At 45.5% G+C, this 12,951-nt stretch carries 14 protein-coding genes; 9 read left to right on the plus strand and 5 right to left on the minus strand.

The window, feature by feature from the left end; genetic code table 11:
* Window positions 1-9: 9 nt before the first annotated feature.
* On the minus strand, window positions 10-270 hold the full coding sequence (locus tag LKO28_RS04095; RefSeq protein ID WP_227693420.1) for a hypothetical protein: 261 nt from the start codon (window positions 268-270) through the stop codon (window positions 10-12).
* 50 nt (window positions 271-320) lie between these two features.
* Here LKO28_RS04095 and LKO28_RS04100 point away from each other — a divergent pair, with 50 nt between their 5' ends.
* Window positions 321-515, plus strand: coding sequence for a hypothetical protein (locus tag LKO28_RS04100; RefSeq protein WP_227693421.1), 195 nt, complete (start codon window positions 321-323; stop codon window positions 513-515).
* The gene (locus tag LKO28_RS04105) at window positions 448-1,062 is read left to right on the plus strand and encodes a hypothetical protein (protein WP_227693422.1); all 615 of its coding nucleotides are present in this window, start codon (window positions 448-450) and stop codon (window positions 1,060-1,062) included. The genes LKO28_RS04100 and LKO28_RS04105 overlap by 68 nt, the downstream gene beginning before the upstream one ends.
* Here LKO28_RS04105 and LKO28_RS04110 read toward each other — a convergent pair.
* The gene (locus LKO28_RS04110) at window positions 1,059-3,410 is read right to left on the minus strand and encodes a BamA/TamA family outer membrane protein (protein ID WP_227693423.1); all 2,352 of its coding nucleotides are present in this window, start codon (window positions 3,408-3,410) and stop codon (window positions 1,059-1,061) included. The genes LKO28_RS04105 and LKO28_RS04110 overlap by 4 nt on opposite strands.
* A gap of 6 nt (window positions 3,411-3,416) precedes the next feature.
* Between LKO28_RS04110 and LKO28_RS04115 the strand changes: the two genes are divergently transcribed.
* From LKO28_RS04115 to LKO28_RS04125, 3 genes are read left to right on the plus strand one after another with little or no spacing between them, the layout of a single operon-like run.
* Window positions 3,417-4,172, plus strand: a complete 756-nt coding sequence (locus LKO28_RS04115) for a TrmH family RNA methyltransferase (protein WP_227693424.1) — start codon at window positions 3,417-3,419, stop codon at window positions 4,170-4,172.
* The gene (locus tag LKO28_RS04120; protein ID WP_227693425.1) at window positions 4,165-5,349 is read left to right on the plus strand and encodes an MFS transporter; all 1,185 of its coding nucleotides are present in this window, start codon (window positions 4,165-4,167) and stop codon (window positions 5,347-5,349) included. The genes LKO28_RS04115 and LKO28_RS04120 overlap by 8 nt, the downstream gene beginning before the upstream one ends.
* A 29-nt stretch (window positions 5,350-5,378) precedes the next feature.
* Window positions 5,379-6,641: an AI-2E family transporter gene (locus LKO28_RS04125; protein WP_227693426.1), complete on the plus strand. Its 1,263-nt coding sequence runs from the start codon at window positions 5,379-5,381 to the stop codon at window positions 6,639-6,641.
* On the opposite strand, the gene holA is transcribed toward LKO28_RS04125, so the two are convergent.
* Window positions 6,625-7,635, minus strand: a complete 1,011-nt coding sequence (gene holA, locus LKO28_RS04130) for a DNA polymerase III subunit delta (protein ID WP_227693427.1) — start codon at window positions 7,633-7,635, stop codon at window positions 6,625-6,627. The genes LKO28_RS04125 and holA overlap by 17 nt on opposite strands.
* A 39-nt stretch (window positions 7,636-7,674) precedes the next feature.
* On the opposite strand from holA, the gene LKO28_RS04135 reads away from it, so the two are divergent.
* The 4 genes from LKO28_RS04135 (at window position 7,675) to LKO28_RS04150 (ending at window position 11,088) form a co-directional block, all read left to right on the plus strand.
* The gene (locus tag LKO28_RS04135; RefSeq protein ID WP_227693428.1) at window positions 7,675-8,142 is read left to right on the plus strand and encodes a type I restriction enzyme HsdR N-terminal domain-containing protein; all 468 of its coding nucleotides are present in this window, start codon (window positions 7,675-7,677) and stop codon (window positions 8,140-8,142) included.
* A 57-nt stretch (window positions 8,143-8,199) separates the two neighbouring features.
* A complete protein-coding gene (clpP, locus tag LKO28_RS04140; protein ID WP_227693429.1) occupies window positions 8,200-8,895 on the plus strand; it encodes an ATP-dependent Clp endopeptidase proteolytic subunit ClpP in 696 nt (231 codons plus the stop codon).
* A gap of 10 nt (window positions 8,896-8,905) precedes the next feature.
* A complete protein-coding gene (gene clpX / locus LKO28_RS04145; protein ID WP_227693430.1) occupies window positions 8,906-10,156 on the plus strand; it encodes an ATP-dependent Clp protease ATP-binding subunit ClpX in 1,251 nt (416 codons plus the stop codon).
* Between the two features lie 89 nt (window positions 10,157-10,245).
* Window positions 10,246-11,088 carry an AMP nucleosidase gene (locus tag LKO28_RS04150; RefSeq protein ID WP_411028031.1) on the plus strand — a complete coding sequence of 281 codons (843 nt, stop codon included), beginning with the start codon at window positions 10,246-10,248 and terminating at the stop codon, window positions 11,086-11,088.
* A 9-nt stretch (window positions 11,089-11,097) separates the two neighbouring features.
* On the opposite strand, the gene LKO28_RS04155 is transcribed toward LKO28_RS04150, so the two are convergent.
* Window positions 11,098-11,397 carry an FtsB family cell division protein gene (locus tag LKO28_RS04155; protein WP_227693431.1) on the minus strand — a complete coding sequence of 100 codons (300 nt, stop codon included), beginning with the start codon at window positions 11,395-11,397 and terminating at the stop codon, window positions 11,098-11,100.
* Between the two features lie 196 nt (window positions 11,398-11,593).
* The gene (gene eno / locus LKO28_RS04160; RefSeq protein ID WP_227693432.1) at window positions 11,594-12,889 is read right to left on the minus strand and encodes a phosphopyruvate hydratase; all 1,296 of its coding nucleotides are present in this window, start codon (window positions 12,887-12,889) and stop codon (window positions 11,594-11,596) included.
* Window positions 12,890-12,951 lie beyond the last annotated feature (62 nt).

A 12,951-nucleotide genomic window follows, 5' to 3' on the forward strand; every position in this document is an offset into this window, starting at 1 on the left:
AAAGAAAACTTAGTTTTTGTTTTTTCCAAATCCTAAAATATCAAATACAACTTTGAATGCGATAATGGACGCCACAATGATCAAGATGTTGGCGATTGCCGAGAATAAAAAGGTCATCTGATCCAACGAAGGCATCACATCAGGAACAAACCGGATGAACACGCCTACCATACCAACAACAATAGCAACCGTTAACTGTACGTAATATTCCGTCCGATTTGCGTTATTGTCCGTCTTTTTTGCAGGTCTTTGCGATACTGTATTTTCCATATCCGTCTTTATCTTTTTTTGTTTACAAACCTAAATAAATTTATTAGGATATGCAATATAATGGCTTTGATTTTAGTTGGATGAAAGTTACGCTAAAATTCCAGCAGGCCTACAAGCTATTGTTTCGTACCCCCTACCCGGTTGAGTTGGGTTGCCCCGCATCACAAAAAGCAGAGAATGACTACGGAGAATACCGCCTACGCCGTTTGGATAAATCAGGCTGGTTTCTTATTATTGCAGCATAGCTTTTATTCTAACGTGAAGTATATCACTAGCATACTTATTATCAGTATTTTTTCACTGCTATCTGCGCAGGCGCAACCGATACGCATTGATAATTTTATAGTTAAGGAAAACCTGACCCAAAACGGCAAACTGGCTATTATCGCCTTAGATAGTGCCGATCAGCCCTTGGAACGGATCGACGGAACCTTTGTTTTTAACCTTAACGGCTTTCAACAAGACTTACGTTTTCATGATGGTGTAGCGGTGGTACAGCAACCGGTGGAATCCTCCATTTTTGTCTTGTTCAAGCACAAAAATCAGGAAAATACCGTCAGTAAATTGTATTACATCCACAAAAAAGAGAGCGAACTGAAACCTTATAAGATCAACGGTTTACTATTATTACTGATTCCGTTGGCGATCTTATTGATCGCTTACCTGTTTAGGCGGTTTTTCGTAACCCTGATCATCATCGCCATTATTTACGCCTATTTCAACTTTGCAAAAGGCTTACATTTTTCCACGATCATGGAAAGCATATTCGATGCCTTTAGCGGTTTGATCTAAAACGGCAAGCCCACACTGAAATTATATTGGATAAAATTATATCGGTCGGGACGATGGGTTTCGTAGTAATTGCGCTTGAATTCGCGACTATTGAAAAACTCTTTGATGACCCACTGATCGCCTTTGGCAAATTGCGGATCTTTGAGTTTTAGACCAGCGTCTAAACGGATCGTAAAAAAGTCCATATCTAACCGCAGCCCGAATCCGGTGCCTAGTGCAATCTGCGAGAGAAAGGCGTCTGCTTTGAAAGTACCGTTCGTCGTCATCTCATTATCGCGCAGCAACCAGATGTTTCCGGCATCCAGAAAAGTAGCCCCATTCAATTTTGCTCCCAAAAAATTATTGAGCATCCGAAAGCGGTATTCGGCATTCGCTTCCAATTTCAGTTCGCCCAGCTGATCCAGATTCCGGAGGTTTAGCCGTAAGCGTTCCGGTAAATCCGCTCGGTTATAATTTCCCGGGCCTAAAGTACGTGCCTGCCAGGCGCGTATACCATTCATACCCCCGCCAAAGAAGCTTTTCTCAAAGATCAACAGCTGGGAATTGTTGCCATAGGGTACGGCTATTCCGCCGTTGAACCGGAATACAAGCTGCCGATTCCCACCCAAATGCCGGTACCAGCGGTAATCAATTTCGGTTTTCGCAAATTGAAGATACGGCACGCCAAACAATAGGCGCTCCCCTTCGGGCGACATCTTTAGTTTTAATGTTTCGCTTAATACGCCCAAGAGGTTTCCGCTGCTTTCCAACCCCACACGAAAATAATTAAAATTCTCTTTGGTGAGCAGTTTCCCGGCATTGAAGGTATAGTTATACTGCGCGCCTAGACCAAAGTATTCGCGGTTATTGCTGCGCACGTATAGCAGATACCCTTCATCTTCCAATTGTTGCTGAAAAGCATCGTCTAATTTTCCGACACGGTATTCGACGGAGACGGGTGTTAAACTATGCTGCGAACGCGGGCTGGTATGCCACAGGTAGTTTAGCGCGTTTGTAAAATACCGATTGGAATAGGTTTGATCCTGCTGAAAGAACTGCAGGGTACTGGAGAAAGTCGTTCGGGGCAGTCCATAAGTGCCGGTGCTGGAATTCTCGAAAGGCGTCATCAAGCGTGGGATGATCAAATTGACCCCTACCTGAAAGTCGTTATTAAATATTTTATCACCCAAGCTTCCTTCTAAACGGGGATCAAACAACACCCCATATCGCAGCTTGACTTCGAGTTGCTCTGCCCCGCCAAATACGTTACGATGCGAAAACGTATTCCCGACGTTAAATCCGCTCATGCCGGAGCTAAAGGTAAACTCGCCCTCAACTTGATTAGCCATCACGGGACGAGGGGTAAGCTCGTACCAGGTATTTAAACGCCCCGGGCCGGTTTTTTCGTGATTGATCTTCACGTTCCGAAAACCGTTCATCTCGTACAACCGGTCGTAGGATTGGTTCTCCTTTTTAAGGTTGTAGGGCATGCCGGGCCGGAGATACATGTAGCGCGACAAAGGTTTTAAGCGAAAGCGTCCGGTTTCGTCATGATAGCTGATCTGCAGGTTGGAGTCTACAATCGAACGCGGATTCCGGGTGCGGCTCTGCCCGTAGGGTAAAATAATTCGCACAAATACACTGTCAATATGGTAGATGGCATGGCGGGTGCTGTCGCTTGGATCCTGTATCTCCACCTGGAGATCGGCCTGCTTGGCCACACGGTTGGTATCGATACCGATACGCATATATTGCCGGAGGTAATCGTAATACCCGCGTGTCCGCATGGCTTCATAAAGCTGCTCTCGTTCTTGTAGCAGATCGGAACTATCAAATTGCTTGCCCGGTGTAGCGGTGGATTTTGTCCGCACCTCTTGCGCATAGAGCTGCGCAATCGCGGGATCGTCCGCTTGGTAGCTGATATGGCCGAGCTGGAAGGGCTGCCCTAAAGCCACATCGAAATCAATATGGGCTTTCTTTTTTTTAACGCTGATCTGCGGGGTCACGCGGGCATTGAAATAGCCTTTCGTTTGCAGAAAACGACCGATCTGTTGGGCCGATAGTTCGACGAGGCTGCTGTCCAACACATGTGGCGGTTCGCCCACGTTTCGCCGATTCGTAACTTTGTATTGCCCATTGCGCGTGTTGAACAGGTTGTAGATCGTCAGGTTAAGCCGCGAATTGGGTTTAATTTCATTGGAGACGTACGCGTTGGCATTTTCTCTTAGCTGCGGCGTAACACCGGTGATGTCCACATCTGTCACCAAAGCCTGCCCCTCTTCCAAGAACCGCGCCGAACGACAGGATGCAAAAAATAGCAACAAAAGCGTTATACTTGCACTAACAAAAAAACGGTACTTCTTAATCATCAAGCAATGTTATCAAAAGCGCAAATTAGTTTAATTACGTCATTGCAACATAAAAAGTTTCGCAAACAGCATGGTCTTTTTATTGTCGAGGGTGTGAAGTCAGTACGCGAGTTTATCGCTTCGGATTACCAAATTCACAGCTTATATACCACGGCGGAAGCTCGGACAAAAATGGGCAATTTACCGCAAAATTTAAAATGTATCGAGGTGACGGTGCCAGAATTCCAAAAAATTTCTGCACTGACCCACCCTCAGGGTGTATTGGCGCTGGTTTACCTACCCGCATTGGAAAAATTTGACTGGACGCAATTGCGGAAACAACATCACTTGCTACTGGATGATATACAAGACCCGGGCAATCTCGGCACCATTATCCGCACGGCGGAGTGGTTTGGTATACAGCATATCATTTGTTCGGTCGGCACGGTAGACGCATTTAACCCGAAGGTGGTACAAGCCACGATGGGTTCGCTGGCACGCATGCAGGTGTACTATACCGAGCTGGGGGAATTTATACGGCAGGCTAAGCTGCCCACCTTCGGCGCGCTGCTTGAAGGCACCTCGATCTACGAGACTGACTTCGGCGATGCCGGACTGATTATTATGGGCAATGAAGGGAACGGTATCCGCGCGGCCATCACCGAACAGGTGGATTACCCGGTGACAATCCCGGGCTTCGGCGGGGCGGAATCGCTGAACGTCGCCGTGGCCAGCACGGTTTTCTGTTCGGAAATCGCCAGACAAAAGTTGAAACATGGTTAACCGGGAAGACGATAACCGCTCGATCTATACACTGCCTTTTAATTTATTATGTTTGAGTTCGCTGCTCTTCTGCGCGAGTTTCAACATGATTATCCCCGAATTGCCCAACTACCTCAGCCAGATGGGTGGTGCGGAACACAAAGGATTAATTATTGCGCTTTTTACGTTGACGGCGGGCATTTCACGTCCGTTTAGCGGAAAATTAACCGATCGTTGGGGCCGCGTGCCGGTGATGGCGATCGGCTCTATCGTATGTTTCGTCTGTGGCTTTCTTTACCCCATCCTCAGCTCGGTAGCGGGCTTTTTCTTTTTGCGGCTGGTTCATGGATTTTCCACGGGTTTCAAACCGACGGCCACCGCGGCCTATATTGCCGATATCGTTCCGCAAAACCGCTGGGGCGAAGCTCTAGGCATGCATGGTCTTGCCTTCGCCGTTGGAAGTGCCATTGGTCCGGCAATCGGGAGCTACATCGCTGCGGATTATGGCATACATAACATGTTTTACTGCTCCTCGGCCTTTGCGCTGCTTTCCATTCTTATTGTCATCCGTATGAGCGAAACGCTGCCCGAAAAGCAAAAGTTTTCCTGGAGCATGCTCCGGATCAACCGCAGAGAAATCATCGAGTGGCGCGCTGTTCCGGCAGGTGTCGTGACCTTGCTTTCTTATTCGGGCTACGGGGTGATCTTGACCTTGATCCCGGATTGGAGCGATCATTTGGGGATTGGTAACAAAGGGTTGTTTTTTACGGCTTACACGCTGGCGTCACTGGGTATTCGCTTTGTATCCGGTAAGGTATCGGACCGTTATGGACGGATACGCGTGATGTATGTCGGCATCGTGATCATTTCCATTTCGTTGCTCCTCCTGGGACTGGGTGACTCCGTGGAGGGCTTGATCCTGGGAGCGGTTGTTTACGGGATAGGGAGCGGTATTCTTTCGCCGGCGGTCAACGCATGGACGATAGATCTGAGCTTGCCCCAGCACCGGGGAAAAGCCATGGCCACGATGTATATTGCGCTAGAAATTGGTATTGGCGGGGGGGCGCTTTTGGCCGGTTATATTTATCGTGATGAGATTAGCAAAATTCCCGCTATATTTATACTCAATAGCCTCGTTATTTTCTTGGCATTTTTTTATGTGCTGCGTTGGGACATAAAAAACAAAAGAAATCGTTGATCGTTTGACTACATATGAAAAGCCCTGAAATGGATAACAACTCAAAAAAGTACCCCTACTCGCTGGATTTAGCATCGAGCCTGATCGCCGCTGCTTTTTTACTCGCTTTCATGTACATCACGCAGAGCGTCCTCGTACCGTTATTGTTTTCTATCCTCATCTCCATTTCATTATTTCCGCTAGCGCGGTTCTTGGAGCGTCTGCGTCTGGGCAAAGCCTTTGCGGCCGTGTTATCGGTATTGATCGCCATCGCGATTATCTGGGCCATCGGCTGGTTTATCGTCCACCAGACCATCATCATCGGGAAGGATGCCTCGGCCATAACGGCGAAAGTGGTCTCGGTGTTGGAACGGGCGCAGACCTGGGTGGAAGAAAGTTTCGGTATCGAGCGTACGGAAATGATGGATCAATTACGGGAACAGGGCAACAAATTGGCGGCAAATGCGGGTAGCGTTGTCACCGCTACATTTGGTTCTATCGGCAACATGGTGGCCGGGGTGATCTTGGTGCCGTTATTTAGCTTTTTCTTGTTATACTACCGGGATTTCTTCCGGGAGTTCTTTTTCCGTGCTTTTAAAAGTGTACCGCACACGAAGGTCGACACGACCTTGAACAAGATTTATGATGTCGTGCAGAGCTACCTACTGGGCTTAATCACCGTAATGGGTATTGTTGCTATACTCAATACGGCGGGTTTGATGTTGATGGGCATCGAATACGCCTGGTTTTTCGGGACCTTGGCTTCGTTGCTGATGCTCCTACCCTATATCGGGATTGCGATCGGTTCCATTTTACCAGCACTGTTCGCCCTGGCGGTAAAAGACAATGCCTGGTATGCCGTGGGAGTGGTGGCTTGGTTCCAGGTGGTGCAATTTTTAGAAGGGAATATTATCACGCCAAATATCGTGGGCAGTAAAGTTAGTATCAACCCGCTTATGGCGATGATTGCGATCCTGTTGGGCGGTATGCTATTCGGGCTTTCAGGCTTGATTCTTGCCTTACCACTGACGGCAACAATCAAAGTACTCTTTGATGCGATCCCTTCTATGGAAGCCTTTGGTTTCTTAATCGGCGAGCCGGAAAAGGAGCTACTCAAAAGAAACTCGACTCAGGTATTGCTGATGAAATGGGGCGTGGTTCGGAAGCCCAAAAGCACGAAGAAAGTGGAAGTTGACTTAAAAGTAGAAAATGAAACCGGCCCCGAGACGGTCACAATGACGTACAAGGAAGTTCACGAATCGGAAGTCTTGCCGAAAGATCAGGACGAGACGGATACTAGTGCAAAATCTTAAACACGAGTTCCCGGATAATTTCGCCGCTTTCGGTAAAAGGCCCCACGTCTAAGCCCTTGGTTTTTAAATCGTACGCACTCAGTTGATGGATAATTTCAAATGTCTTGGCGCGGTTGAAATTGCGCGCGGCTATTTCGTAATCTTTTAGAAAAAATGTATGCACGCCTAGCTGCTTTGCGGCAACAGCGGGGGATTTGTCGGGCAGATAATGATATTTTAAGATTTTCGTGAAATAATTCCCTAGATTACCGATCACAACCGGCAAGGGATTCGATTTGGGGTTGGCCGCAAAATAGTCGACAATCTGCATGGCTTTGACAACATTTCGTTTACCCAACGCAGATTGCAGCTCAAAAACATTAAAATCTTTACTGATACCGATATTCTGCTCGATATGCAGGGGTTGAATTTCCTGTTCCTGCGCTACATTGAGCACGAGTTTGTTGATCTCATTTGCGATTTTGGAGAGGTCCGTACCGAGATATTCAGCCATCAAAGCCGCCGCTTGTGGGTGAATCTGCCGTTGAGCCGCCCGAAATTGTTCGGTAATCCACTCCCCTACTTTATTGTCATACAGCTTGGCCGACTCCAACACCACGCCGGCCTTTTCAAATGCTTTGTAGATTTTTTTGCGCTTGTCGAATTTACCATGCTTGTAAGCAAATACCAATACCGTGGTGGGTGTCAAATGCGTCAGGTATTTCAGCAAGACTTCCTCTTCCGTTTTCCACTTCAAGTCCTGTGCTTCTTTAATGATGATCAATTGATGATCGCTCATCATGGGATATCGCTTGGCTGCATTGACGATGTTCACAAGACTGGTGTCTTTTCCGTATAAAATCGTTTGGTCGAAACCTTTTTGGGCTTCGGTCAACACCTGTTTTTCCAATGCCTCGGCGACTAGATCAATATAGTAGGATTCTTCGCCGTGAAGCAGATATACCGGACTGAATTTCTTTTTTTTGATATCGGTGAGGATCGCATTTACATTCATACCTTGCGAAAATACGATATTAAATTTTTACTTTTGTGTATGTTTGAGCCGATTCCGTTGAATTTACCTCCCTGTTCTTCTAAAATCACACAAAAGCTGGACAAGCTTTTTATTTTTGATGAGCTACGGAAAAAAGAGCTGGTGCTCACGCCGGAAGAATGGGTAAGACAGCATTGGGTGCATTACCTCTACCAAACGAAGGGTTACCCCAAGTCGCTGATGCATATTGAGGGCGGATTAAAGTTGAACAGTCTGCAAAAGCGCAGCGATCTGCTGGTTTTTAATAATAAGGGAGAAAAAATACTTTTGGCAGAGTTTAAATCGCCTACTGTCAAAATTACCGAAAAGGTGTTCCATCAGATCGCCAACTACAACAGTGTATACAAAATACCGTTACTCCTTGTCAGTAACGGCTTAACACACTATTATTGCCGCATACATTTTGACGAAAATAGATTTGAATTTTTACCTGAACTGCCAAATTATAATTCGGTTCTAAATTTGTAATACATATTAAAATTATAATTTTATATTAGTCGTTGAAAACAAGAAAAAAAGAACAGCATGAATATAGATAAAAACGAATTTAGAAAATATGCCATCAAGCATCATCGGATTGGAAGCCAGCATGTCGATGGTTTTATTTCCCGCGTGCAAAATGCGCCTACGAATTTGACGCCCTATATCATTGAAGAGCGCCAATTGAACGTGGCGCAGATGGATGTTTTTTCCCGTCTGATGATGGATCGCATTATTTTTCTAGGGGATCCGATTAACGACCAAGTGGCGAATATTGTCCAAGCGCAGCTTTTGTTTTTACAGTCTACGGACGCGCAACGGGATATTCAGATTTATATCAACTCGCCTGGAGGTAGCGTATACGCCGGATTAGGTATTTACGACACCATGCAATACATTGCGCCGGACGTTGCGACGATCTGCACTGGAATGGCTGCTTCTATGGGTGCCGTCTTATTGGTAGCCGGAGCGAAAGGCAAGCGTGCGGCGCTTAAACATGCGCGTGTAATGATCCATCAGCCATCTGGCGGTGCGCAAGGCGTCGCAGCTGATATGGAAATCAATTTACGCGAAATGTTAAAATTGAAAGAAGAATTGTATACCATCATTGCCGACCATTCAGGCCAATCCTATGAGTGGGTAGAGAAGTCGTCCGATCGGGATTATTGGATGAAAGCGGTAGAGGCGAAAGAGTTTGGTATGATTGATGAGGTACTATTGCCCAAAAAAGAAGTTAAATAACCATTAATCAATGAGTAAGATTAATAACAAAGACGTCCGTTGTTCCTTCTGCGGTATCAGTAAAAATGATGCACAAATGCTTATTGCAGGGGACGGTGCACATATTTGTGATCGCTGTGTCACGCAGGCCGGCGAAATTCTGGCGGAAGAACTGAAACAACGAAAAAGTAAATCGTTGCAAACTGCGTTGAAGTTGGTTCGCCCGACAGAGATTAAACAGCATCTGGACCAATATGTCATTGGTCAGGATGATGCCAAAAAAGTGATTTCGGTCGCCGTCTATAACCATTACAAACGGTTAAACCAAAAGGTGGATAAGGATGAAATTGAGATCGAAAAATCAAACCTTATTATTGTAGGGGAAACCGGAACCGGAAAAACATTGTTGGCAAAAACAGTTGCCAAAATATTAAATGTCCCTTTCTGTATCGTGGATGCCACGGTTTTGACCGAAGCGGGCTACGTGGGGGAAGATGTGGAGAGCATTTTAACGCGCCTGCTACAAGCTGCAGATTATGATGTGGCAGCAGCAGAAAGAGGAATTATCTATATTGATGAGATTGATAAAATAGCGCGTAAGAGTGATAATCCATCCATTACACGGGATGTATCCGGTGAGGGCGTACAACAGGCGCTTTTGAAAATCTTGGAGGGGACCAACGTGAATGTACCACCACAAGGCGGCCGTAAACACCCTGACCAGAAAATGATTTCCGTGAACACCAGCAATATTCTTTTCTTGTGTGGCGGCGCTTTTGACGGTATCCAGAAGAAAATCGCTAATCGTTTGCGCACGCAAACGGTGGGGTATAAAATGAAAGACGACGAGCAAGATGTGGATCTTAACAACTTGTATAAATATATTACGCCATTAGACTTGAAGAACTTCGGACTTATTCCGGAGCTGATCGGCCGTCTTCCGGTATTAACGTATTTGAACCCGTTGGATAAGGACACCCTATTAAGCATCTTAACCGAGCCTAAGAATTCCCTCATCAAGCAATACGTGAAGCTATTTAAGTATGAGGATATTGACTTGGTATTTGACAAAGATGTCTATGGATTCATTGTGGATAAAGCTTGGGAGTTTAAACTCGGCGCGCGTGGCTTACGCAGTATCTGTGAGGCCATCATGCTGGATGCCATGTTTGAGATTCCAACCAGTAAGGAGTTTGTGGATACAAAAACCCTGCATATCACACTGGATTACGCGAAACAGAAGTTTGCGAAATCGGACATGAAGAAATTGCATGTCGCTTAAGATTTAGTTGATACACTATTTTTCACACAAATCCCTCAACGATGTTGGGGGATTTTTTGTATATTACCTAGGACACTTTAAATGTCAGCATGTTTAATCAGGAGGATACCTTTATGACGAAAGCGAAGAAAACCGTAGAAACGCCGGTGACACCGGGATTAAAATCGAAAGCAGATATTGTGGCCAACTGGCTCCCCCGCTATACGGGCTGCCCCTTAGAGGAATTTGAACCTTATGTGCTGTTGACCAACTTTTCAAAATATGTCCGGATGTTTTCTGCCATGCATGACAATGCCCCGATTTATGGGGAAGATAAAGCGATGCAGGCTTGTACAGCAGGCGGTATTACCATGATCAATTTTGGAATGGGAAGCCCCATGGCCGCTACCGTGATGGATCTGCTGTCGGCTATCGCACCGCAAGCTGTTTTGTTCTTGGGCAAAACCGGTGGGCTAAAAAAGAAGATTCCTTTAGGTGAACTGATCTTGCCGATTGCTGCGGTACGTGGCGAGGGAACATCTAATGATTACTTCCCGCCGGAAGTGCCGTCGCTACCCGCCTTTGCGCTCCAAAAAGCTATTTCTACCACCATCCGCGATTATTCGCTCGATTATTGGACCGGTACGGTTTATACCACTAACCGGCGGGTATGGGAACACGATAAAGTCTTTAAGAAATACCTCAAAAGTATACGGGCAATGGCGGTGGATATGGAAACCGCAACCATATTTAGTGTGGGTTTTGCTAATAAAATCCCGACGGGTGCGCTCTTATTGGTCTCCGATCAACCCATGGTGCCCGATGGTGTTAAAACAGCGGAAAGTGATCTGGCAGTCACCGAGAAATACGTCGAAACCCATTTGAAGATTGGTATAGACGCATTAAAACAACTTATCAATAATGGATTGACAGTAAAACACCTGAAGTTTTAGCGGGGATCCTTATTTTTTTGGCTCAACGTACTGGATAACGTAAATGTCTTCGTTATCCTTTTTCATTTTATAGCGCTCCCGTGCGATGCGTTGAATCTCGCTGGGATTATATTGGACATCGCTTATAGCTTTTTCAATCCGGGTTATCTCCGATTTGTAGAAAGTACGTTCTTGCTCTAACTTTTCTTTTTCCTGCTGATAGGCAAACTGGGTCCCAAAATCGTAGCGATCAAAAAAACACATCCAAATGACGAATGCCACACCTGCTATTAGATATTTGTTTTGAATCAATGCAAGAAACCGTTCCATAAGGCAAAATTAAGAATCCTGTGATAAAGATAATATTATTTTTTTGTTTCCTACAATCGCGGACAGCCGGATGTGCCATAAGGTATTACGAAGGGATCGTACAAGCTTTGGATCAACCCCAATCGTTATAAAAAAGGAGGCAGTAAAAACAAATGCCTCCTCTTCTTTATATGTTATTGCGTGATTGCGTATCTGGCTACTTAATCGCGTATTTGAAGTCTTTGCCGATAAAACGTGCGTTTTCGCCCAATTCTTCTTCGATACGCAATAACTGATTGTATTTTGCCATACGATCGGAACGTGAAGCGGATCCTGTTTTGATCTGTCCACAGTTCAAGGCTACTGCTAAATCTGCAATTGTGGAGTCTTCTGTCTCTCCGGAACGGTGTGACATGACAGACGTATAACCCGAGTTCTGTGCTAATGAAACTGCATTGATCGTTTCGGTTAGGGAACCGATTTGATTTACTTTCACCAAAATCGAGTTAGCCGTATCGCTATCTATACCTTGCTGCAAACGTTTGGTGTTGGTTACAAACAAGTCGTCACCTACCAATTGTACGCGGTCGCCGATCTTGTCTGTCAATAATTTCCAGCCTGTCCAATCATCTTCGTGCATACCATCTTCGATAGAGATGATCGGGTATTTTTCTGTTAATTTTGCTAAATAAGCCGCTTGTTCTTCTGACGTGCGCACGGCGCCGTTTGCTCCTTCAAATTTACTGTAGTCGTATTTACCATCTACGTAAAATTCGGAAGCAGCACAGTCTAACGCCAAGCAGATATCCGATCCTGGCTTATACCCTGCTGTCTCGATAGCTTTTAGGATCGTTTCAATCGCGTCCTCTGTACCATCGAACGTAGGTGCAAAACCACCCTCATCTCCTACCGCTGTAGATAGGTTACGGTCGTGTAAAATTTTCTTTAGGCTATGGAAAACTTCGGTTCCCCAACGAAGGGCTTCTGAAAATGAAGGCGCACCTACCGGCATCACCATAAATTCTTGGAAAGCAATCGGAGCATCCGAGTGCGAACCACCGTTAACAATATTCATCATTGGGATAGGCAATGTGTTTGCGTTTACACCGCCGATGTAACGATACAAAGGTTGGTGTGACTCTTGTGCAGCAGCTTTAGCCACTGCTAAAGAAACGCCTAAGATTGCATTGGCACCCAGACTACCTTTATTCTCCAAACCATCTAAGTCGATCATTATTTTATCGATGGTATTCTGTTCAAACACATCTACACCTTTAAGTGCTTCGGCGATTTTGGTGTTTACATTTTCTACTGCTTTTAAAACACCTTTACCCAGATACCGCGTCTTATCTCCATCACGTAGTTCCACAGCTTCGTGTACACCAGTAGAAGCACCGGAAGGTACCGCTGCACGACCAACAAAACCATTTTGCGTAGTTACATCTACTTCCACTGTAGGGTTTCCGCGCGAATCCAGAATCTGACGCGCATGAACATCAATTATTAAACTCATTTTTTTATCGTCTTATATTAGTTTCTTCCAATCTTAGTGTATAAAACACACTGAAATACTAT

Source organism: Sphingobacterium sp. FBM7-1 (assembly GCF_020687765.1).
Classification (GTDB): Bacteria; Bacteroidota; Bacteroidia; order Sphingobacteriales; family Sphingobacteriaceae; genus Sphingobacterium.